The sequence below is a fragment of the Dactylosporangium sp. CS-033363 genome, assembly GCF_050942475.1.
GTDB lineage: Bacteria > Actinomycetota > Actinomycetes > Mycobacteriales > Micromonosporaceae > Dactylosporangium.
This window is the reverse complement of record NZ_CP192032.1, coordinates 1198555-1218660: the sequence shown is the minus strand read 5'-3', so window position 1 is coordinate 1218660 and position 20106 is coordinate 1198555. Positions and strand designations below refer to the sequence as shown.

The window sequence follows — 20106 nt, the reverse complement described above, 5'->3', positions numbered from 1 at the left end:
GCGCGGCTCAGACAGGCAGGCGCAGGACGTAGCCCACGCCCCGCAGCGTGTGGATCAGCCGCGGCTCGGTGATGTCGACCTTGCGGCGCAGGTACGAGATGTACGACTCCACGATGCTGTCGTCGCCGCGGAAGTCGTAGTTCCACACGAAGTCGAGGATCTGCGCCTTGGACAGGACCCGGCCGGCGTTGAGCATGAGGTACCGCAGCAGCTTGAACTCGGTCGGGGACAGCGCGATGGTCTGCCCCGCCCGGCTCACCTCGTGCGTCTCCTCGTCCAGCTCCAGGTCGTGGAAGACCAGCCGGTTGGGCCCGGGGTCGCCGGCGGTGCGGCGCAGCACGGCCCGGATGCGGGCGGTGAGCTCCTCCAGGCTGAACGGCTTGGTCACGTAGTCGTCGCCGCCGAGCGTGAGGCCGCGGACCTTGTCCTCGGTGCCGTCGCGGGCGGTCAGGAAGACGACCGGAAGCCGGACGCCGCCCTCGCGCAGGCGCCGGATGACCTCGAAGCCGTCGAGGTCGGGGAGCATCACGTCGAGCACGACGAGATCGGGCTTGGAGTCGCGGGCCGCCGTGACCGCCTCACTGCCGGTGGTCACGGCGTCAACCGCAAAACCGGCGAAACGCAGGCTGGCGGAGAGGAGCTCGCGGATATTCGGGTCGTCCTCGACCACGAGCAGCCTCGCCTCAGCCTGCGCCACGCCTGGCGACGATGCACCCCCGGATTGTGCGACGCCGCCTCGTACCCCCATGCGCATATCTTTCCGCCCTCCGCTGAAGTAGGGCTGGTGGTTGCCTGGGAAATTCCTGGGCACCCGTCCCACCTACCGCAGCAAGCGTCTCACCTGGTCGATCGCGCCGTCCAACACCACGAGGGTGGCCCGCATGGTCTCCTGGCTGGCCCGCCCGGCCCGCGCGAGGCGGCGCACCTCGGCCAGCAGCAGCGCGGCCTTGTCCTCCAGCTCGGCCACCACGTCGGACGGCGGCGGAGCGGCCGGGCGGGTGCTCGCCGAGCCCGGCCGCGGCGGGTACCCCCACCCGAACGAGGTCGGCCCGCCCGGCGCGTTGCGCACCTGGCGGCTGGCCTCCTTGAGCTCGCGCTTGAGGTCGCGGACCGAGCCGCGCACGCCCTGCTCGACCTCGTCGGCCAGGCTCGAGAGGTCGGCGAGCGAGGCGTTGATGTCGGCCTCCAGCGCCTCGATCTCGGCGGCCCGGCGCTCCAGCTCGGCCCGGCCGGCGTCCGTGATCTCGTAGACCTTCCGCCCGCCCTCGGCCGTGTGCGTGATGAGGCCGTCCGCCTCCATGCGCTGCAGCCGGGGGTAGATGGTGCCGGCCGACGGGGCGTAGAGGCCGTGGAAGCGGTTCTCGAGGAGCCGGATCAGCTCGTAGCCGTGGCGCGGGCCCTCGTTGAGCAGCTTCAGCAGGTACAGCCGCAGCCTTCCGTGGCTGAACACCGCGCTCATGCTGTCGTCTCTTCCTCGTCGTCGACCGGCCGTCTCAACAACGAGATGCTGCCAGACGTCGCGCTGGCGGCCAGATGCCCGCCCGTGCCGCTGCCGAGCCGCCCGGTCACGCTGTTGCGGCCGTGCTGGTCGAGCTCGGGAAACGCGTTGAGGACGTGCCCGGAGACGGCGTGCAGGCTGACCCGCAGGTCGCTGTCCTCCCGCACCCGGGCCGTGATCTCGCCCGACACGGTGTCCAGGTGGACCTCGGTGCCGTCCGGCGGGTTGTCCAGGTCGCAGGTGACGGAGCCGGAGATGGTACGGGCGCTGACCTTGGCCGCGGTCGAGTCGGCCACCACGATCTCGCCGGACACCGTCTCCAGGGCGACCTCGCCGCCGAGCGTCAGGCCCTCGATGGAGCCGGACACGATCCGGCCCTTGACCGGCCCGTCGATGCCGAGCAGCGTGATCCGGCCGCTGGTCACGTCGACCTCGGCGCCGTTGCGCAGCGAGGACGCGATGACCGTGCCCGACGCGACGTGCAGCTTGACGGTGGCCCCGGTCGGCACGACGACGGAGACGTCGACCTTGAACCGGGAGCCGAACAGCCACCACAGGAACCCGGGCCAGCCCTTGGGGAAGTCCTGGGACACGTCGAGGCGCCCGCCCGCGACCGAGACGTTCACGGCCCGGTCGGCGATCTCGGCCACCTCGACCCGGGCCGGGCCCTCGTCGGAGCCGACGACGTTGAGCCGCCCGGCGACGAGCGACACGTTGAGGTCGACGACCTCCCCGTCGAGCGCGAGCCGCTCCGGCTCGCTGATCTTCCACTCGGTCATGGCTTCAGCGTAGCGGCAAACGCGATACATCGCGACTGTGTGACACGACATAAAAATTGGCCCGGTCGCGACCGGGCCAATTTCCGCACGGAGCTCAGGCGGGGCCCACCACCGAGGCGGCCGCCTTGGCCAGCACCCGGCGGGGGTGGGTGTCCCGCTCGCAGGGGGCCGGGTGGATCTTCGGGTGCGCCCGCAGGCTGATGGTCAGGTCGCGGGCCGCGATCACCCGCTTCAGCGAGGCGGCCAGCGACTCGTCGCCGATGAACGCGGCCACCGTCGTGACCACCCCGTTCTGGGCGAACGTGAGGCGGACCGGGACCACCGGCACGCCGGCGTCGACCGCGGACTGGAACATCGCCGGGCGGAAGGTGCCGCCCATGCGCCCGCACCAGGTCGTGCCCTCGGGGAAGACCGCCACCACGCCGCCCGCGGCGAGGTTGCGGCTCACCTCGGCGACCGTGGCCGGCAGGCTCTTCGGGCGGGACCGGTCCACGAACACGGTGCCCAGCGTGGCGGCGAGGCGGCCGATCAGGGGCCAGTACCGGACCTCGCGCTTGGCCAGCAGGCGGGCCGGCGCGTGGGCGAGGATCACGATCACGTCGAGCCAGCTCACGTGGTTGGCCACCAGCAGCGCGCTCGACTGGGGGATCTTCCCCGTCGAGGAGTGCCGGATGCCGAGGCCGCCCAGCACGGCGCGGGCCAGCCGCCGCTGGGCCTTGATCAGCTGCCGCTGGGGCAGCAGGGCCAGCACCGGCACGCAGAGCGCGGCGAAGACCAGCACCGAGCCCGTGACCAGCGCCCGCTTGGCCATGACCAGGTGGGACACGTGCCGGGACGGGTGGTCGGCGAGGCAGTCCGCGCCGCAGGTGGAACGGGGCAGCCAGAGGCTGTCCATGACTGCCATGGCCGTCACTCCTGTCCGAGGAAGTGGCGCATGTACCGCGGGTTGATCCGGTCCAGCGACAGCAGCACGTAGAAGTCGGCGCAGTCGAAGTCCGGGTCGTGGGCCGGCGCGCCGGCGATCCAGGCGCCCAGCCGCAGGTAGCCCTTGAGCAGCGGCGGCACCGCGACCTTGGCCGGCGTCTCGGCCGTCGTGGTCCACGGGTTGCGCGGGCGCACCCGCCAGGCGCTGGGCACCATGTGCTTGCGCTGGGCGAGGTCCCAGACGCCCGCCGCCGTCTCGCCGCCGTCGGCCAGCGGGACCGACGCGCAGCCGCCGAGCCAGCGGTGGCCGTGCAGGTGCATGTACCGCGCGATGCCGGCCCACATCAGGTTGATGACGGCGCCGCTGCGGTGGTCGGGGTGCACGCAGGAGCGGCCGGTCTCGACCAGGTCGCCGCGCAGCGGGGCGAGGCCGGACAGGTCGAACTCGGTGTCGGCGTAGAGGCCGCCGGCGGCCGCCGCCTTATCGGGCGGGAGCATCCGGTAGGTGCCCACGACCTGGCCCGTGAGCTCCTCGCGGATGATCAGGTGGTCGCAGTGCTCGTCGAACGGGTCGACGTCGAGGCCCGACTCGGTGCTGTGCAGGGTGGCGCCCAGCTCACCGGCGAAGACCTCGTGGCGGAGCCGTTGTGCGGCCCGGACCTGGGCGCCGTCCGTGGCCACCAGCAGGGTGTAACGCTGCAAGTCGCCCAGCTCTTGCGGGCCGGTGGCGACGGCGAGAATCGTCATGCGTTCGGTGTAAGCGTCGACCCCTGCGGATGGCTGACCTTCACAGGTTTCCCTGATGGCGGGCGGGTGAACTGTGGTTACCGTGATCAGCCATGGCGGGATATTCAGGCACACCGTTACCCAAGAAGCTGGGCGTCCATGCGGGGCATCGCATCCTGCTGGATGGCGCCCCGCCGGGCTTCACCCTCGATGAACTGCCGGCCGATGTCGTACTGCACCGCCGCCCCGCCCCCGGCCTGTACGACGTGATCGTGGTGTTCTGTCCCGACCTGGCCCGGTTGCGCCGCAGATGGCGGGTTCTGCACCGGCTCACCCCGCCCGCCGGAGCGCTCTGGGTGGCCTGGCCGAAGCGCGCCTCCGGCCTGCCGACCGATCTCGACGAGCACGTCGTGCGCGAATATGCGCTGGCCAACGGCCGAGTCGACGTTAAGGTGTGCGCGATCGACCAAACCTGGTCGGGGCTCAAGCATGTCATCCGCGTGTCAGAGCGGCCCTAGATCGCGCGGACTTGTCCAGACATGCCATATTGACGCCTTCACCTGTTCTCACGGAGGGAGCGGCGCCTTGTCCGACGGACAGATCGTCGTCTCCGGCCTGACGAAGCAGTACCGCAACGTCAGAGCCGTCGACAATTTGTCGTTCGTGGTCGAGCCGGGGCGCGTGACCGGGTTCCTCGGCCCGAACGGCGCCGGCAAGACCACAACGCTGCGCATGGTGCTCAACCTCGTCTCGCCGACCGCGGGATCGGCGACGATCAGCGGGCACCGCTACGCCGACGTAGCCGAGCCGCTGCAGCTGGTCGGCGCGATCCTGGAGGCCTCGGCCGCCCACAAGGGCCGCACCGCGCGCAACCACCTGCGCTGCGTGGCCGCGGCCGGCGGCTTCCCGACGTCGCGGGTCGACGAGGTGCTGGAGCTGGTCGGGCTCACCACCGCGGCCAAGCGCAAGTTCCGCGGCTACTCGCTGGGCATGAAGCAGCGCCTCGGCATCGCCCAAGCCCTGCTGGGCGACCCGAAGGTGCTGATCCTCGACGAGCCGGCCAACGGCCTGGACCCCGAGGGCATCCGCTGGATGCGCGGGCTGCTGCAGGGCCTGGCCCAGCAGGGGCGCACCGTGCTCGTCTCCAGCCACCTGCTGTCGGAGATGGAGATCCTCGCCGACGACGTGGTCATCATCGCCGCCGGCAAGCTGGTCACCCAGGGCCCGGTCGACAAGATCATCGGCCAGGGCTCGACCCAGGGCGCCGTCCGGGTGCGCACGCCCAACATCCAGGAGCTGGTCACCGCGGTGCGCGAGGCCGGCGGCGCGATCAACCCCAACGGCAACGGCGCGCACCTCGTCACCGGGCTCGACGCCCCGGCGGTGGGCAAGCTCGCCCTGCAGGCCGGCGTCGAGCTGCACGAGCTCATGGCCGAGCGCCCCGACCTGGAGCACGTGTTCCTCGAACTCACGCAGGGAAGGGCGGCCATCCGATGATCCGGCTCATCCGCAGCGAGCTGATCAAGCTGCGCACCACGAACATGTGGTGGATCTTCCTGGTCTGCTCGCTGGTGTTCGTCGGGCTCGCGCTGCTGATCAACGCCGCCCAGGCCGACTCCCAGCTGCACACGCCGGACTACCTCAACCAGGACCCGCCGCCGGGCATGACGGACGAGCAGAAGGCCGACTTCCTGGCCCAGAACCAGGCCGAGAAGGACCGGATCGCGGCCGCGCACACGGGGGCCGGCCTGGCCCGCATCGCGGCCAACATCTACACGTCGGGCCAGTTCTTCGGCCTGATGATGGTCATGCTGCTGGCGATCCTGCTGATCACGAACGAGTTCTACCACCAGACCGCGACGGCGACGTTCCTGGCGACGCCGAAGCGGACCAAGGTGATCGTGGCCAAGCTGATCACCGGCGCCGCCATGGCGTTCGCCTTCTGGCTGCTCGCCACCGCGATCAACCTGATCGTGGGCGCGATCTTCTTCTCGAGCGAGGGCGTCGGCAACAGCCTGGGCAACTGGGACGCGCAACAGGCGATCCTGCTCAACCTGCTCGTGTACATGCTGTGGGCGGTCTTCGGCATCGGCATCGGGGTGCTCCTGCGCAGCCAGATCGGCGCGACCATCACCGCCGCGGTGGTGTACACCATCGGTACGTACGCGGCCCTGATCGTGCTGGCGCTGGTCCGCGAGTACCTGATCAAGGAGGACTGGGTCCTGCAGGCGGCGGTGTACATCCCGCCGCTCGCCTCCGAGCACGTGGTGGGCTCGCTGCAGGACCAGATGGGCGACACCCACCTGCCCGGCCGCTGGGTCGGCGTGGTGGTGCTCGTCGGCTGGGCGGTCGTCCTCGGCACCATCGGCACCTTGATCACCCGCAAGCGCGACATCGCGTAACCGGACCGTCACCGGACTCGCTCAAGAGTTCGGCAAGTTCACAACTGCAAGATCTTGGACAACTGTGGCCGCCTCCGGGCGGCCACAGTTGTAAGGGTGAGAAGCCGGACCGCTCGTCTACATGGTCACTCCGGCGGCGTCGGCGACGAACGAGCGTTAGGCAGCGCGTAGCCTAAAGGACCGGACATCCGTAACCCCTAGCAACTCGCGTTTGGAAGAGGCGATCAAGAGCCGTGTCGACCCAAGCGACCAACTCGCAGGAGAATCCGCTGGCGGGATTTGGCCCGAACGAGTGGATCGTCGAGGACATGTACCAGCGCTACCTCGCCGACCCGGCCAGCGTGGACTCCGCGTGGCACGACTTCTTCGCGGACTACAAGCCGGCGCCTGACGAGACCGCTGCCCCCGCCGCCGCGGCCACCACCCCGGCCGCCGCCGCGCCCGCGAAGGCCGCGCCGGCCAAGCCCGCGGAGAAGCCGGCCGCGAAGCCCGCGGCCAAGCCGGTCGAGAAGGTCGAGAAGAAGGCCGTACCGGCCAGCAAGCCCGCGCCGACCAAGGAGACCCCCGCCCCCGCCGGCGGCGCGAAGCACGTCACGCTGCGTGGTGTCGCCGCGCGCATCGTGCAGAACATGGACGCCTCGCTGGAGGTGCCGACCGCCACGAGCGTGCGCGCCGTCCCGGCCAAGCTGCTCTCCGACAACCGGATCGTGATCAACAACCACCTCGCCCGCGGCCGCGGCGGGAAGGTGTCGTTCACCCACCTGATCGGATACGCGCTGGTCCGGGCGCTGGCCGCGCACCCGGAGATGAACAACAGCTTCGCCGAGGTCGAGAACAAGCCGACCCTCGTCGAGCCCGAGCACGTCAACCTCGGCATCGCGATCGACCTGGCCAAGCCGGACGGGTCCCGCTCGCTGGTGGTGCCCAGCATCAAGGGCGCCGAGGCGATGGACTTCCGGCAGTTCTGGTCCGCCTACGAGGACATCGTGCGCCGCGCCCGGCGCAACGAGCTGACCATGGACGACTACGCCGGCACCACGGTCTCGCTGACCAACCCGGGCGGCATCGGCACCGTGCACTCGATGCCGCGGCTGATGACCGGCCAGGGCGCGATCGTCGGCGTGGGCGCGATGGAGTACCCCGCGCCGTACGCCGGCATGTCCGACGAGACCCTCGCCGAGCTGGGCATCAGCAAGATCATCACGCTGACCAGCACCTACGACCACCGGATCATCCAGGGCGCGCAGTCCGGCGAGTTCCTGAAGGTCATGCACGAGCTGCTGCTCGGCGAGCACGGCTTCTACGACCAGATCTTCACCGCGCTGCGCATCCCCTACGAGCCGGTGCGCTGGGTCCGCGACGTGGCCCGCACCTCCGAGGGCCAGATCGACAAGGCGGCCCGGGTCGTCGAGCTCATCCACGCCTACCGGGTGCGCGGCCACCTCATGGCCGACACCGACCCGCTCGAGTTCCGCATCCGCCGCCACCCGGACCTCGACGTCCTCGAGCACGGGCTGACCCTGTGGGACCTCGACCGCATGTTCCCGGTCGGCGGGTTCTCCGGCAAGCAGAAGATGAAGCTGCGGGCCGTGCTCGGCGTCCTGCGCGACTCGTACTGCCGCCGGGTCGGCGTGGAGTACATGCACATCATGGACCCGGAGGAGCGGCGCTGGATCGCCGAGCGGGTCGAGAAGCCGTACGAGAAGCCGACCACCGAGGAGCAGAAGCACATCCTCAACCGGCTCAACGCGGCCGAGGCGTTCGAGACCTTCCTGCAGACCAAGTACGTCGGCCAGCGCCGGTTCTCGCTGGAGGGCGGCGAGTCGCTGATCCCGCTGCTCGACGAGATCCTGCAGAACTCCGCCGAGGGCGAGCTCGACGAGGTCGTCATCGGCATGGCCCACCGCGGCCGGCTCAACGTGCTGGCCAACATCGTCGGCAAGCCGTACGAGAAGATCTTCTCCGAGTTCGAGGGGCACCTGGACCTCAAGTCGGCGCACGGCTCGGGCGACGTGAAGTACCACCTGGGCATGACCGGCAAGTACACGCACCCGGACGGCGAGCACGCGACCACCGTCTCGGTCGTCGCGAACCCGTCGCACCTGGAGGCCGTGAACCCGGTCCTCGAGGGCATCGTGCGGGCCAAGCAGGACAAGATCGACCTCAAGCTCGAGGGCTACACGGTCCTGCCGCTGCTCATCCACGGCGACGCGGCCTTCGCGGGCCAGGGCGTGGTGGCCGAGACGCTGAACCTCTCGCAGCTGCGCGGCTACCGCACCGGCGGCACGGTCCACGTCGTGGTCAACAACCAGGTCGGCTTCACCACCGCCCCGGAGTACTCGCGCTCCTCGCTCTACTCGACCGACGTGGCGCGCATGATCCAGGCGCCGATCTTCCACGTGAACGGCGACGACCCCGAGGCCGTCGTGCGGGTGGCGCGGCTCGCGTTCGAGTACCGCCAGGCGTTCAACAAGGACGTCGTGATCGACCTGGTCTGCTACCGCCGGCGCGGCCACAACGAGGGCGACGACCCCTCGATGACCAACCCGCTGATGTACGCGATCATCGACCAGAAGCGCTCGGTCCGGAAGATCTACACCGAGGAGCTCATCGGCCGCGGCGACATCCCGATCACCGAGGCCGAGGCCCTGCTCAAGGACTACCACGAGCAGCTCGAGACGGTGTTCAAGGCGACCCGCGACGCGTCCTCCTCGCCCGCGGCGCGGCTGACCCGGCTGCGCGAGCCGGAGCCGGAGCCGGTGGTCGAGACCAAGATCGACGAGTCGGTGCTGCGCGCGATCGGCGAGGCGCACGTGAAGCTGCCCGACGGCTTCACCCCGCACAAGCGCGTCCAGCAGCTGCTCGACCGGCGCGCCAAGATGGCCGCCGAGGGCGACATCGACTGGGGCTTCAGCGAGATCATCGCGTTCGGCTCGCTGGTCCACGACGGCGTCACGGTCCGCCTCTCCGGCCAGGACTCGCGGCGCGGCACGTTCGTGCAGCGCCACGCGGCGATCGTCGACGCCGAGACCGGCACCGACTACCTGCCGGTGTCCTCGCTGATGAAGGACAACGCGAAGCTCTTCGTCTACGACTCGCTGCTGTCGGAGTTCGCGGCGATGGGCTTCGAATACGGGTACTCCGTGGAGAACCCCGACGCGCTGGTCATGTGGGAGGCGCAGTTCGGCGACTTCGTCAACGGCGCCCAGTCGATCGTGGACGAGTTCATCTCCTCCGGCGAGGTCAAGTGGGGCCAGCTGGCCTCGGTCACGCTGCTGCTGCCGCACTCGCACGAGGGCCAGGGGCCTGACCACACGTCCGGGCGCCTGGAGCGCTACCTGCAGCTGTGCGCCGAGGACAACATGCGCGTGGCGGTGCCGACCACCCCGGCCAACCACTTCCACCTGCTGCGCCGCCAGGCCCTCTCGCCGAAGAAGAAGCCGCTCGTGGTCTTCACGCCCAAGTCGCTGCTGCGGCACCGGCTGTGCGTGTCGAGCGTCGAGGACTTCACCACCGGCACGTTCGAGACGGTCCTGGGCGACCCGGGCGTGAAGGGCACCGCGCTCGACCCGGCCGGCATCAAGCGGGTCCTGCTCTGCTCGGGCAAGGTCTTCTACGACCTGCTCCAGGCGCGCGCCGACCGCGGCATCACCGACACCGCGATCCTGCGCGTCGAGCAGCTCTACCCGATGCCGATCGAGGAGCTCACGGCGGCACTGGAGCAGTACCCCAACGCCGAGGACTTCGCCTGGGTCCAGGAGGAGCCGGCCAACCAGGGCGCCTGGTCGTTCATCGCGCTCAACCTGCTCGAGCAGCTGCAGGGCGTCGGCCTGCGCCGGATCTCCCGCCCGGCCGCCGCGGCCCCCGCCGTCGGCTCGACGAAGCTGCACGACGCCGAGCAGCAGGCGCTGATCGAGGCGGCGCTGCCGAAGCACTAGATCGCTCTGGTACCTCGCGGGGGCACGACGGTTCGCCGCCGTGCCCCCGTTCTCTCTTTCCTGGAGGCTGTCCCCCATGTACTTCACCGATCGCGGCATCGAGGAGCTCGCCCAGCGCCGCGGCGAGGAAGAGGTCTCGATCGAGTGGCTGGCCGAGCGCCTGCGCGACTTCGTCGACCTCAACCCGGAGTTCGAGACCCCGATCGAGCGGCTGGCCGTCTACCTGGCCCGGCTCGACGACGAGGGTGACGACGAATAGCCGTATTTCGGACTATTTACGCATTTCTCCTCACCTATTCCCCGGCTTCGGGCAGGTGAGGGTAGCGATGTCGTCCAAATGGGTCATCCAATGACATCCTGGTGTAGTCCGGCAAGCCAATCGAATGTCCCCAGTCGGGCGATATGGGGGTACCACACTTCGCCCTTACATTTTTCCCGTGCCCCCGCGTCGCACCCGAACCGCAACCGTGTCGCTCCTGACCGCCGCCCTGCTGATCCTGGGCGGCGCTTTTGCCGCGTCCGGCAGTGACGACGGCGGGACGCCCTTCACCACCCCGGCCGGCGCCGCCGCCGTCGACACCAGCGCCAAGACCCCGCACGCCGTCGGCGTCCGGCACTTCTCGTTCGCCCGCGGCAAGAACCGGCCGCTGCCGACGACGGTCTGGTACCCGGTGCGCGGCTCGGCCCGCCAGACCCGCGGCCGCGTGCAGGTCGACGCGACGCCGTTGCCGGGCGAGTTTCCGCTGATCCTGTGGAGCCACGGCTTCTACAGCAACCCGGAGATGCAGGAGGGCATGACGAAGTTCCTGGCCGAGTCCGGGTACATCGTCGCCGCCCCGGCCTACCCGTTCACCAAGAAGGACGGGCCCAAGTTCGACAAGACCGACGTGCCCAACCAGGCCGTCGACGCCTCGTACGTGATCACCGAGCTGATGAAGGCGGGCAACCCGCTGGCCGGCAGCATCGACGCGGACCGGCTCGGCGCGATCGGGCACTCGGGCGGCGGTACCACCACGAACTGGCTCTTCACCGGCAAGCGCGACCCGCGGCTCAAGGTCGGCGTCATCTTCGCGGGCCGGCCGACCGCGGCCTACAAGGGCTCACCGGTGCCGATGCTGTTCGTGCACGGGGACAAGGACCCGGTGGTCGCCTACAGCCAGGGCCGCGAGTCGTACGGCAAGGACCCGTGGCCCAAGGCCTTCCTGACCATCGAGGGCGGCGAACACGGCGCCGGCACCAACGACCCCGAGCGCGGCCACGTGCAGGTGCTGGCCACGCTGCTGGACTTCCTCGACTTCGCCCTCAACGGCGACGACGTCTCCCGCCTGCGCCTCACGAGCGACGCCACGCTGGCGGGCTACACCCACTTCGAGTCGTCGGGCATCGACACCGGGGCTCAGCCCAGCGCGACGAACAGCACCACCACGACGACCACGGCAACGGCCACGCCGAGCCCGACCCAGAGCGGGGTCCTGGACCTGGCCGGCTCGGGCGCGCGCTGATTGTTGTTGTCCACCCAGGCCTGAAACGCCTGCGTGTTCTGACTGGGGTCAATGCGCTCATCGGGCATGGCGGACACATTACCGACGCCGCCCTGACCAGCAGCGCCCGTCGAGTGTCGGATCGTGGGCACTCTCCCCCGGTCGGGTTAGGCCGTGTCTCCAAAGCGGTGGGGGAGCAAGCTCCACCCACACCCCCTCAAAACCACCCCACCCCGACGAGGCACCGAACGTCAACGGGCGCGGCCTCGGCGCGCGGCACGCCATCGCGGCCCGGCGTCCTGCACATGGCGGCCGCTGCCACCGGCGCGTGACCGCATCGCCGCGAGCCGTTCAATGGGCCCGCCCATCCCACGCCGCGGCTCGCGCGGCACGGCCTCGGCGCGCCGTTGGGCGCCCAGCGGCTCGCCCGCTCGCTACAGGTGCGAGTCCAGGTCTGTGGTGGGGGCGAGCGACGAGCGGGCCTTGGCGTCGCCGTACAGCTCCAGGCGCAGGAACTGCAGCGTGCTCGTCGCGACCGTCTGGTAGGCGGCGCTCGACGGGCGCAGGTACGGGTCGTTGTGGTTGCCGCCCGGGATGGTCAGCATCGCCTTGGCCCACGGGACCTGGTCGTACGTGGCCTTGCCGCTCTCGTAGGTGACCAGCGGGTCCGCGGAGCCGTGGACGAAGAACAGGGCGGCCGGGGTGCCCTGGAAGTCGGTACCGACGCCCAAACCGCTGCCGGCCAGGATCACCCCGGCGCGCAGGCGGGGGTCGCGGGCCGCCGTGAACAGGCCGACCGTCGTGATCGCGCCGGCCGAGTGGCCCGCCGCGGCCAGGCGGGTGGCGTCGATGCGCTTGCCCAGCGCGCCCGCCAGGACCTGGCCGAGCACGTACTTCGCGTCGTCGGGCTGGTTCAGCACGTCGTACACGTCGAAGCTGGGGGCGCCCTTGGTCGTGTTCGGGTACGCCGGGGCGATCACCACGAAGCCGGCCGCCGCCCAGGTCTGCAGCAGCGGGGCGAAGGACTCGGGCGTGCCGTTGAGGCCGTGGCTGAACAGGACCGCGGGGTAGCGGCCGGCCCGGTCGGGGGCCCAGACGACCGTCCGGATCGTGCGTCCTTGGCGGGTGTACGTCACCTGCTGCGACGACACCGCCAGCCCTGCGGGCGGAAGGGCCAAGGGCGGCGGCAGCTGTACCGCGGCCAGGGCGCCCTGCATCGTCGGCGCCGCCGAGGGGGAGGCGGCGACGCGGCGGGCCGGGGCCTGGTCCGTCGTGCAGCCGGCCACGAGGGCGGCGGCGAGCACGGCGGCGGCGAGCTTGCGCGGGCGCATGGCACCAACGGTACGAGCGGAGCTCGCGAACGACCGCTTCCAAGAAGGGCGAATTCCGGCTACCTTCCGCGCATGACAGTCGTGTTCCGGGCGCTGACCGCCGTGTGCGCGGTGGGCGGGATCGTGGCGCTGCTCGTGTGGAACGGCGGCGACCCCTCGTCCTTCGTGTACTTCACCGTGCAGAGCGCCGTCATCATCGCCGCGGTGTCGGCGGTGGCGGTGTTCCGGGGAGTCCCGGCGTGGATTCGCGGCGCGGCGACGCTCTACAGCTGCATCACCGGGATCGTGTACCACACGCTGCTGGCCAACCCGTCCAGCCCGTTCTTCCAGGAGGACGACGGCGCGCACACGGTGCACAACCTGCTGCTGCACTCGGCGGTGCCGATCCTGGCCGCGGTCACCTGGCTGCTGGTCGAGCGGGAGCGGGTGCGCTGGTGGTACGCGGCCGCGTGGCTCGGGTACCCGCTGGCCTACCTGGTCTTCGCGATGGTCCGCGGGGCCTTCGTGCACGAGTACCCGTACCCGTTCATCGACGTCAACAAGCTGGGCGCGCTCGGCGTCACCGAGACGTCGCTCGGGTTCACGGTGGCGTTCTTCCTGCTCGGCCTGGCCCTCATCGGCCTGGGGGTGGCGCTGCGGCGGGTGCTGACCCGGCGCGCCACCGCCGAGACCCCGGCTGTGCAGGACACGGCCGGGGTCTGAGCGCTCAGCTGGTGTGGTCGAGCACGACCTTGCCGAAGACGTCGCCGGAGTGCAGCAGCTCGAAGGCCTTGCGCGCCTCCGAGAACGGCACCACCGAGTCGATGACCGGGCGGATGCCGGTGCGGGCGAGCAGGGCCATCAGGTCGGCCAGCTCCTCCGGCGTGCCCATGCTGGTGCCCAGGATCTCCAGCTGCAGGGCGAACACCCGGCGCAGGTTCACCTGCGGCAGGTGACCGCTGGTGGCGCCGGAGACCACGATCCGGCCGCCCATCTTGGCGGACTTCATCGAGTGGTCGAACGTGGCCTCGCCGACCGTCTCGACGACCACGTCCACGCGCTCCGGCAGGCGGGCGCCGGGCTCGAACGCCTTGGCCCCCAGCGCCTCGATCCGCTCGCGCTTGGCGGCGTCGCGGCTCGTGGCGTACACCCGGGCGCCCAGAGCCTGGCCGAGCAGCACCGCCGCCGTGGCCACGCCCCCGCCCGCCCCCTGCACCAGCACCGCGCCGCCGGCCTCCAGGCGGCCCCTGGTGGTGAGCATGCGGTAGGCGGTCAGCCAGGCCGTGGGCAGGCAGGCCGCCTCGGCGAAGGTCAGCTCGGCGGGCTTCGGGACCAGGTTGTACGCCGGGACCGTGACCCGCTCCGCGACCGTGCCCTGGAAGTGCTCGGACAGGATCGTGAAGTCGCCCTTCTCGGTGTACACCACGGGGTACACGACGACCTCGGAGCCGTCCGGGCCGATGCCCGCGGCGTCGCAGCCGAGGATCATCGGCAGCTGCTCCTCGCGGAGGCCGACGCCGCGCAGCGACCAGAGGTCGTGGTGGTTGAGGGCGCTCGCGCGCACCTCCACCACGGCCCAGCCGTCCTGGGGCGCCGGCTCCGGAGCATCGCCGACCTCGAGCACGGAGAGCGGGTCGGCATCGTTGAACGCTGTTGCGAATGCGGCACGCATATCCGTGACCCTATTCCTCGACCTTAATAATCGTTAACGGAGCACGCCGTCGCGGCGGGCGGCGTCGGCGACCGCGGCCGCCACGGCCGGGGCCACCCGCGGGTCCAGGGCGCTCGGCACGATGGTGTCGGGCGCGAGCTCGCCGGGGCTGAGCACGGCCGCGATGGCCTCGGCCGCGGCCACCTTCATGCCGTCGCTGATCCGGGTCGCGCCGGCCTCCAGCGCGCCGCGGAAGATGCCCGGGAAGGCCAGCACGTTGTTGATCTGGTTGGGGAAGTCGCTGCGGCCGGTGGCGACCACGCCGGCGTAGCGCGCGGCGATCTCCGGGTGCACCTCGGGCGTCGGGTTGGCCAGGGCGAAGATCGCGCCGTCGGGCGCCATCCCGGCCAGCGCGGCCTCGCCGATGGTGCCGCCGGAGACGCCGATGAGCACGTCGGCGCCGCGCAGGGCGGAGGCGATGTCGCCGGTCACGCCGCCGGCGTTGGTCTCGGCGGCCAGCGCGGCCTTGGCCGGGTTGAGGTCGCCGCGCCCGCCGTGCAGGCAGCCGCGCGAGTCCAGCACCACGATCTCGCCCGCGTCCGCGCCGCCGCTGATCAGCATGCGGGTCACCGCGACGCCCGCCGCGCCCGCGCCGCTGACCACGATGCGCAGGTCGCCCAGGCCGCGGCCGAGCACCTTGCACGCGTTGCGCAGGGCGGCCAGCACCACGATCGCGGTGCCGTGCTGGTCGTCGTGGAAGACCGGGATCGGCAGCGTCTCCTCCAGCCGCCGCTCGATGTCGAAGCAGCGCGGCGCCGAGATGTCCTCGAGGTTGATCCCCCCGAAGGACGGCGCCAGCGCGGTCACGATCCGCACGATCTCGTCCGGGTCCTGGGTGTCGAGGCAGATCGGCACCGCGTCCACGCCGCCGAACTGCTTGAACAGCACCGCCTTGCCCTCCATCACCGGCATCGCCGCGCGCGGGCCGATGTTGCCCAGGCCGAGCACCGCGGAGCCGTCGGTCACGACGGCCACGGCCTTGCCGACCCAGGTGAGGGAGTGCACGAGCGACTCGTCCGCGGCGATCGCCTCGCAGACGCGGGCCACGCCGGGGGTGTAGGCCAGGGAGAGGTCCTCGCGAGTGGCCAGCGGGACCGTCGACTGCACCGCGAGCTTGCCGCCGGTATGCAGCTCGAAGACGGGATCTGAGACGGAATTGGACACGGATGTAAGCACGGGGGCTCCTTTGCCACGGCTTTGATACAGGAAGGACGCGCGGCGCGGGTGAAAGCGCGAAAGAATGTGCGGCTGTGCGGCCGGGGGTCGCCCGTATCCGCCTCACCTTAGCGTGGGACGCGTCGCAGGCGCACCGGTTGTGGCCACCAGCGAAATGTCACACGGCCGACGATGTCGGCGCGGCCGTACCGCGCGGAATCATCGCTGCCGAACGGGTTGTCGCCGACCACCCACCACCCGTCGCCGTCGGCCCGTTCCACGCGCTTGACCACCAGCAGGCCGGGCCGGCTGCGGAACGCCGCGACCACCACGTCGCCGGGGCGCGCGGATCCCGTGCGCCGCACCAGAATCCGGTCCCCGGAGCGCAGCGTCGGCACCATCGAGGGGCCGGATACGAGTGCCGCAAACCACGGCAGGCGCATGAAATCCCCGAACGTGGATAGGAGTAGGGTCAGCTACTGAGGATCATCGCAAATCACCCTGGAGGGTTCGATGCGACTGTCGCGGCTTTTCACCCCGCGCACTGTGGTGAGCGCCCACTGCGACCTGCCGTGTGGTGTCTACGACCCGGCGCAGGCCCGAATCGAGGCCGAGTCCGTCAAGGCAATCTCCGAGAAGTACCAGGCCAACGAGGACCCCGAGTTCCGCACCCGGGCCCTCATCATCAAGGAGCAGCGGGCCGAGCTCGTGAAGCACCACCTGTGGGTGCTGTGGACCGACTACTTCAAGCCCAACCACTTCGAGAAGTACCCGCAGCTGCACGGCCTGTTCAACGAGGCCACGAAGCTCGCGGGCGCCTCCGGCGCCAAGGGCAAGACCGACCCGGCCGTCGCCGAGCAGCTGCTCGGGAAGATCGACGAGATCGCGAAGATCTTCTGGGAGACCAAGCAGGCCTGAGCCCAACCCATCGGCCCTCCCCCATCCCGCGCCCGCGGGGTGGGGGTCGTGCTTTCAAGGAGACGAATGATCCGCCCCGCCGAACCGGCCGACGTTCCGGCGCTCGTGGAGATGGTGTACGAGCTCGCCGACTTCGAGCGCGCGCGCGACCTGTGCCACCTCAGCGAGGTACAACTGCAGGCCGCGCTCTTCGGCCCTTCACCCGCGGTGTTCTGTCACGTCGCGGTGGTCGACGGCGCACCGGCCGGGATGGCGCTGTGGTTCCTCACGTACTCCACGTGGGAGGGCGTGCACGGCGTGTACCTCGAGGACCTCTACGTGCGGCCGGCCGCGCGGGGCGGCGGAACGGGGAAGGCCCTGCTGGCCGCCCTGGCCGCGGTCTGCGTCGCGCACGGGTACCGCCGCCTGGAGTGGGGCGTGCTGGACTGGAACCCGGCGCGGCAGTTCTACGAGCACCTCGGGGCCGAGCCGAAGTCCGAATGGGTGCCGTACCGTCTGTCCGGCGCGCCGCTGGAAGCACTCGCCGCGTCGGCGGGTGCGCCGACGTCGTAGAGTCGCGGGCGAGGGGGTCAAGCGTGACGCAGGTCGTTCGTAAAAGGTCCGGCGCCGACGGCGACGATGTGGTGCTGCTGGCCGTGCCGGCATCGCCCGCATACCTCGGCGTCCTGCGCACGGCGACGGCCGGGCTGGCCGCGCGCCTGCAGTTCACCCTGGACGAGATCGAGGACCTGCGCATCGCGGTCGACGAGGCCTGCGCGATGCTGCTGGCGGTCGCCGCCGACACCCCGCAGCTGGGCGACACCGTCGAGCTCTCCTGCCGCTTCACCGTCACGAGTGACGCGCTCACGGTGTACACGACCGTGCCGCTGGGCTCGCCCGACGAGCACCTCCCCGGCGGCGAGTCCTTCGCGTGGCAGGTGCTCAGCGCCCTGGCCGACGAGGTCTCGGCCACGGTCGACGCGCACCAGGCCGGCATCCGCCTGACCAAGCGCCGCCCGACCTGAAGCCCGTCCTAGAGCGCGACCACGTCGGCCAGGTGCTCGGCCGGGCGGATGTTGTCGATGTGCGCGCGGGCCAGCTCCATCGCGCGGGCCACGTCCTGGGCGCGGATCGCCTCCAGCAGCTCCCGGTGATCGCGATCCACCGCCCGCCAGAACGGCGGCGGCGACACCCGCTCCACCGCCTCGCGGTTGGCCAGGCTGTACAACGGCCGCACGACCAGCCCGAGCAGGGAGTTTCCGGTCGCGGCGGCGACGGCGAGGTGGAAGGCGGCGTGCGCCTCGATGCGCCGGGCCAGGTCGTCGTGCTCCGGGTCGAACATCGCGCGCTCGAGCTCGGCGAGGTGGTGCGGCTCGCGCCGGGCGGCGGCCAGGCCGGCGGCCGGGACCTCGAGCATCCGGCGTACCTCGAGGAAGTCCTCCCCGGTCACGGCCCCGCTGGCCAGCAGCAGGCCGACCCCGTCGGAGAGGGTCTCGCCCAGGGCGGACGCGTCGGGCTCGGCCACGAAGCTGCCGCCGTTGACCCCGCGCATGGTCACGATCAGGTGCTGGCTGCTCAGCAGGCGCAGGGCCTCGCGCACCGTCGAGCGCGACAGTCCGGACTTCTCACACAGCTGCGGCTCGGTGGGCAGGCGCTCCCCAGGGCGCAGCTGCCCGGACATGATGTCGTCGCGGATGCGCTCGGCAAGGACCTGATAGGCGGGAGCGACCGTCACGACAACCGAGCGTAGAGCACTGAAACCGTTTGCGGATCGGTCACTCTGAGATATCGGACCACCTGTGCGATACAAATTTCTGTCCGCCAGACGAATCAGGCGTCCGGAGAACGAGCGCTTGCCGCACAGCAATTGATCTAACGAACACCCAGAGCGATCCGCGTGGCGGGCGCGAACAGCAGCACGGCGCCGGTCAGCCCGAGCACGAAGAGCGGCACGCCGATGTACGGCAACCCGCTCTGCGCCATCGTCAGCCCGAGCGGCATCTGCAGCATCGTGACCACGATCCCGGGGCCGCGGGCCCAGCGCCGGCGGCGGTGCAGGGCGTAGCCGAAGCCGAGGAAGCACACGGTCATCAGGGCGAGATACACGGTCACCGCCACCGCGCCGGGGGCCGAGGCGGCGTCGGCGGTGAGGTCGAGATACACCAGCCAGAGCGTCACGAGCAGCAGGCCGGCCCCCTCGACGAGCAGGAGCCGCACCGCCCAGCGCAACGTCGCCGGGGTTCGATCGGGAACTGTCTCGGCCCCGCTCACCTGCGTGTCCCTCCTGCTCACGACATCCTCACGGGCCCAACCTTATCGTGCACGGAAGCGGGTACAGTGCGACCCGTGCGAGCCCTCCTGGTGGTCAACCCGAATGCGACGACCACCACCCAGCGCGGCCGGGACATCCTGGTGCGGGCCCTGCGCAGCCAGGTCGACCTCGATGTGGCCTACACGCGCCGCCGGGGGCACGCCGTCGATCTCGCCCGCGACGCGGCCCGGGACGGGATGGACCTCGTCGTCACGCTCGGCGGCGACGGCACCGTCAACGAGGCCGTCAACGGCCTGATGACCTTCGACGGCGGCGCCGCCGCGAACCGCGCCCAGGACCGCCCGGCGCTCGCGGTCGTGCCCGGCGGCTCCACCAACGTCTTCGCCCGCGCGCTCGGGCTGCCCAGCGACTGGGCCGAGGGCACCGGCGCGATCCTGGAGGCGCTGCGCGACCGGCGCGAGCGGCTGATCGGGCTGGGCCGGGCCGACGACCGCTATTTCACCTTCTGCGCCGGGCTCGGCATCGACGCCGAGGTCGTCCGCCGCGTCGACCAGGCCCGGCACAAGGGCTCGACGTCCACGCCGCTGCTGTATTTCCGCGCGTTCATGGCGCAATTCGCGGCCACGAATCGCCGCGTGCCGCTCCTCACGATGCAGTTACCGGGCGAACCGGCCACAAGCGGGCTAACGTGGATGCTGGTGCAGAACACGGCACCGTGGACCTTCATCGGTGAGCGGCGCGTCAGTCCCAATCCGCGCGCCTCGTTCGACACTGGGCTGGACGTGCTGGGCCTCCGGGAGCTCCAGGTGGCCAGCACCGCGCGCACCGTGGCGCAGCTGGTGTCGGAGAACCGGGTGCCGAAGGGCAAGCAGGTGCTCCGGCTGCACGATTTGCCGGGCTTCACCCTGACCGCCGCCAAACCCATCGCCTATCAGGTGGACGGGGAGTACCTCGGCGAGGTCGACAAGTTGGATTTCGCGTCGGTGCCGGGGGCCTTGCGCGTAGTGTGTTGA

22 protein-coding genes are annotated in these 20106 nt (G+C 70.8%); 11 read left to right on the top strand and 11 right to left on the bottom strand.

Going from position 1 to position 20106, the window contains the following annotated elements; genetic code table 11:
- Nucleotides 1–7: 7 nt before the first annotated feature.
- The 5 genes from ACQPZ4_RS05605 to ACQPZ4_RS05585 all read right to left on the bottom strand — a co-directional run bounded on the left by ACQPZ4_RS05605 (nt 8) and on the right by ACQPZ4_RS05585 (nt 3948).
- A complete protein-coding gene (locus tag ACQPZ4_RS05605; RefSeq protein WP_433056799.1) occupies nt 8–697 on the bottom strand; it encodes a response regulator transcription factor in 690 nt (229 codons plus the stop codon).
- Nucleotides 698–820: 123 nt separating this feature from the next.
- Nucleotides 821–1459, bottom strand: a complete 639-nt coding sequence (locus ACQPZ4_RS05600; protein ID WP_433056797.1) for a PadR family transcriptional regulator — start codon at nt 1457–1459, stop codon at nt 821–823.
- Complete coding sequence (locus ACQPZ4_RS05595) at nt 1456–2277, bottom strand: DUF4097 family beta strand repeat-containing protein (RefSeq protein ID WP_433056795.1); 822 nt, start codon at nt 2275–2277, stop codon at nt 1456–1458. The genes ACQPZ4_RS05600 and ACQPZ4_RS05595 overlap by 4 nt, the downstream gene beginning before the upstream one ends.
- A 94-nt stretch (nt 2278–2371) precedes the next feature.
- On the bottom strand, nt 2372–3181 hold the full coding sequence (locus ACQPZ4_RS05590; protein ID WP_433056793.1) for a lysophospholipid acyltransferase family protein: 810 nt from the start codon (nt 3179–3181) through the stop codon (nt 2372–2374).
- A 5-nt stretch (nt 3182–3186) separates the two neighbouring features.
- On the bottom strand, nt 3187–3948 hold the full coding sequence (locus ACQPZ4_RS05585) for a GNAT family N-acetyltransferase (protein WP_433056791.1): 762 nt from the start codon (nt 3946–3948) through the stop codon (nt 3187–3189).
- Between the two features lie 92 nt (nt 3949–4040).
- Between ACQPZ4_RS05585 and ACQPZ4_RS05580 the strand changes: the two genes are divergently transcribed.
- The 6 genes from ACQPZ4_RS05580 (at nt 4041) to ACQPZ4_RS05555 (ending at nt 11769) form a co-directional block, all read left to right on the top strand.
- On the top strand, nt 4041–4445 hold the full coding sequence (locus ACQPZ4_RS05580; protein ID WP_433056789.1) for a DUF3052 domain-containing protein: 405 nt from the start codon (nt 4041–4043) through the stop codon (nt 4443–4445).
- Between the two features lie 28 nt (nt 4446–4473).
- Nucleotides 4474–5424: an ABC transporter ATP-binding protein gene (locus ACQPZ4_RS05575; protein ID WP_433066284.1), complete on the top strand. Its 951-nt coding sequence runs from the start codon at nt 4474–4476 to the stop codon at nt 5422–5424.
- Nucleotides 5421–6329: an ABC transporter permease gene (locus ACQPZ4_RS05570; protein WP_433056787.1), complete on the top strand. Its 909-nt coding sequence runs from the start codon at nt 5421–5423 to the stop codon at nt 6327–6329. The genes ACQPZ4_RS05575 and ACQPZ4_RS05570 overlap by 4 nt, the downstream gene beginning before the upstream one ends.
- A 233-nt stretch (nt 6330–6562) precedes the next feature.
- Nucleotides 6563–10267, top strand: coding sequence for a multifunctional oxoglutarate decarboxylase/oxoglutarate dehydrogenase thiamine pyrophosphate-binding subunit/dihydrolipoyllysine-residue succinyltransferase subunit (locus tag ACQPZ4_RS05565; RefSeq protein WP_433056785.1), 3705 nt, complete (start codon nt 6563–6565; stop codon nt 10265–10267).
- A 76-nt stretch (nt 10268–10343) separates the two neighbouring features.
- Nucleotides 10344–10526 (top strand): DUF6104 family protein, encoded by a 183-nt coding sequence (locus tag ACQPZ4_RS05560; RefSeq protein WP_433056783.1) that lies wholly within the window; start codon nt 10344–10346, stop codon nt 10524–10526.
- 178 nt (nt 10527–10704) lie between these two features.
- Nucleotides 10705–11769: an alpha/beta hydrolase family protein gene (locus ACQPZ4_RS05555; protein WP_433056781.1), complete on the top strand. Its 1065-nt coding sequence runs from the start codon at nt 10705–10707 to the stop codon at nt 11767–11769.
- Between the two features lie 413 nt (nt 11770–12182).
- Here the strand turns inward: ACQPZ4_RS05555 and ACQPZ4_RS05550 are convergent, their stop codons facing one another.
- Complete coding sequence (locus tag ACQPZ4_RS05550) at nt 12183–13079, bottom strand: alpha/beta hydrolase family protein (RefSeq protein ID WP_433056779.1); 897 nt, start codon at nt 13077–13079, stop codon at nt 12183–12185.
- 72 nt (nt 13080–13151) lie between these two features.
- Between ACQPZ4_RS05550 and ACQPZ4_RS05545 the strand changes: the two genes are divergently transcribed.
- Nucleotides 13152–13781 (top strand): Pr6Pr family membrane protein, encoded by a 630-nt coding sequence (locus ACQPZ4_RS05545; protein ID WP_433056777.1) that lies wholly within the window; start codon nt 13152–13154, stop codon nt 13779–13781.
- A gap of 4 nt (nt 13782–13785) precedes the next feature.
- On the opposite strand, the gene ACQPZ4_RS05540 is transcribed toward ACQPZ4_RS05545, so the two are convergent.
- The 3 genes from ACQPZ4_RS05540 to ACQPZ4_RS05530 form a co-directional block, all read right to left on the bottom strand.
- Nucleotides 13786–14730, bottom strand: a complete 945-nt coding sequence (locus ACQPZ4_RS05540) for a zinc-binding dehydrogenase (protein WP_433056775.1) — start codon at nt 14728–14730, stop codon at nt 13786–13788.
- A gap of 33 nt (nt 14731–14763) precedes the next feature.
- The gene (locus tag ACQPZ4_RS05535) at nt 14764–15945 is read right to left on the bottom strand and encodes an NAD(P)-dependent malic enzyme (RefSeq protein WP_433056773.1); all 1182 of its coding nucleotides are present in this window, start codon (nt 15943–15945) and stop codon (nt 14764–14766) included.
- Nucleotides 15946–16052: 107 nt separating this feature from the next.
- Nucleotides 16053–16367 carry a S24/S26 family peptidase gene (locus ACQPZ4_RS05530; protein WP_433056771.1) on the bottom strand — a complete coding sequence of 105 codons (315 nt, stop codon included), beginning with the start codon at nt 16365–16367 and terminating at the stop codon, nt 16053–16055.
- A gap of 70 nt (nt 16368–16437) precedes the next feature.
- Between ACQPZ4_RS05530 and sodN the strand changes: the two genes are divergently transcribed.
- The 3 genes from sodN (at nt 16438) to ACQPZ4_RS05515 (ending at nt 17846) form a co-directional block, all read left to right on the top strand.
- Nucleotides 16438–16842: a superoxide dismutase, Ni gene (sodN, locus tag ACQPZ4_RS05525; RefSeq protein WP_433056769.1), complete on the top strand. Its 405-nt coding sequence runs from the start codon at nt 16438–16440 to the stop codon at nt 16840–16842.
- A 66-nt stretch (nt 16843–16908) separates the two neighbouring features.
- Nucleotides 16909–17394, top strand: coding sequence for an N-acetyltransferase family protein (locus ACQPZ4_RS05520; RefSeq protein ID WP_433056767.1), 486 nt, complete (start codon nt 16909–16911; stop codon nt 17392–17394).
- Between the two features lie 23 nt (nt 17395–17417).
- The gene (locus ACQPZ4_RS05515) at nt 17418–17846 is read left to right on the top strand and encodes an ATP-binding protein (protein WP_433056765.1); all 429 of its coding nucleotides are present in this window, start codon (nt 17418–17420) and stop codon (nt 17844–17846) included.
- 8 nt (nt 17847–17854) lie between these two features.
- Here the strand turns inward: ACQPZ4_RS05515 and ACQPZ4_RS05510 are convergent, their stop codons facing one another.
- Both ACQPZ4_RS05510 and ACQPZ4_RS05505 read right to left on the bottom strand, forming a co-directional pair.
- Entirely contained in the window at nt 17855–18556 is a 702-nt protein-coding gene (locus ACQPZ4_RS05510; RefSeq protein ID WP_433056763.1) for a FadR/GntR family transcriptional regulator, read from the bottom strand.
- Between the two features lie 137 nt (nt 18557–18693).
- Nucleotides 18694–19092, bottom strand: coding sequence for a hypothetical protein (locus ACQPZ4_RS05505; RefSeq protein ID WP_433056761.1), 399 nt, complete (start codon nt 19090–19092; stop codon nt 18694–18696).
- Nucleotides 19093–19167: 75 nt separating this feature from the next.
- Between ACQPZ4_RS05505 and ACQPZ4_RS05500 the strand changes: the two genes are divergently transcribed.
- Nucleotides 19168–20106: a diacylglycerol/lipid kinase family protein gene (locus ACQPZ4_RS05500; RefSeq protein ID WP_433056759.1), complete on the top strand. Its 939-nt coding sequence runs from the start codon at nt 19168–19170 to the stop codon at nt 20104–20106.

Coding starts and splice junctions, on each gene's coding strand:
- ACQPZ4_RS05580 (WP_433056789.1), top strand. CDS start 4,041: ATGGCGGGATATTCAGGCACACCGTTACCCAAGAAGCTGGGCGTCCAT.
- ACQPZ4_RS05585 (WP_433056791.1), bottom strand. CDS start 3,948: ATGACGATTCTCGCCGTCGCCACCGGCCCGCAAGAGCTGGGCGACTTG.
- ACQPZ4_RS05590 (WP_433056793.1), bottom strand. CDS start 3,181: ATGGCAGTCATGGACAGCCTCTGGCTGCCCCGTTCCACCTGCGGCGCG.
- ACQPZ4_RS05550 (WP_433056779.1), bottom strand. CDS start 13,079: ATGCGCCCGCGCAAGCTCGCCGCCGCCGTGCTCGCCGCCGCCCTCGTG.
- sodN (WP_433056769.1), top strand. CDS start 16,438: ATGCGACTGTCGCGGCTTTTCACCCCGCGCACTGTGGTGAGCGCCCAC.
- ACQPZ4_RS05600 (WP_433056797.1), bottom strand. CDS start 1,459: ATGAGCGCGGTGTTCAGCCACGGAAGGCTGCGGCTGTACCTGCTGAAG.
- ACQPZ4_RS05530 (WP_433056771.1), bottom strand. CDS start 16,367: ATGCGCCTGCCGTGGTTTGCGGCACTCGTATCCGGCCCCTCGATGGTG.
- ACQPZ4_RS05520 (WP_433056767.1), top strand. CDS start 16,909: ATGATCCGCCCCGCCGAACCGGCCGACGTTCCGGCGCTCGTGGAGATG.
- ACQPZ4_RS05545 (WP_433056777.1), top strand. CDS start 13,152: ATGACAGTCGTGTTCCGGGCGCTGACCGCCGTGTGCGCGGTGGGCGGG.
- ACQPZ4_RS05570 (WP_433056787.1), top strand. CDS start 5,421: ATGATCCGGCTCATCCGCAGCGAGCTGATCAAGCTGCGCACCACGAAC.
- ACQPZ4_RS05560 (WP_433056783.1), top strand. CDS start 10,344: ATGTACTTCACCGATCGCGGCATCGAGGAGCTCGCCCAGCGCCGCGGC.
- ACQPZ4_RS05595 (WP_433056795.1), bottom strand. CDS start 2,277: ATGACCGAGTGGAAGATCAGCGAGCCGGAGCGGCTCGCGCTCGACGGG.
- ACQPZ4_RS05540 (WP_433056775.1), bottom strand. CDS start 14,730: ATGCGTGCCGCATTCGCAACAGCGTTCAACGATGCCGACCCGCTCTCC.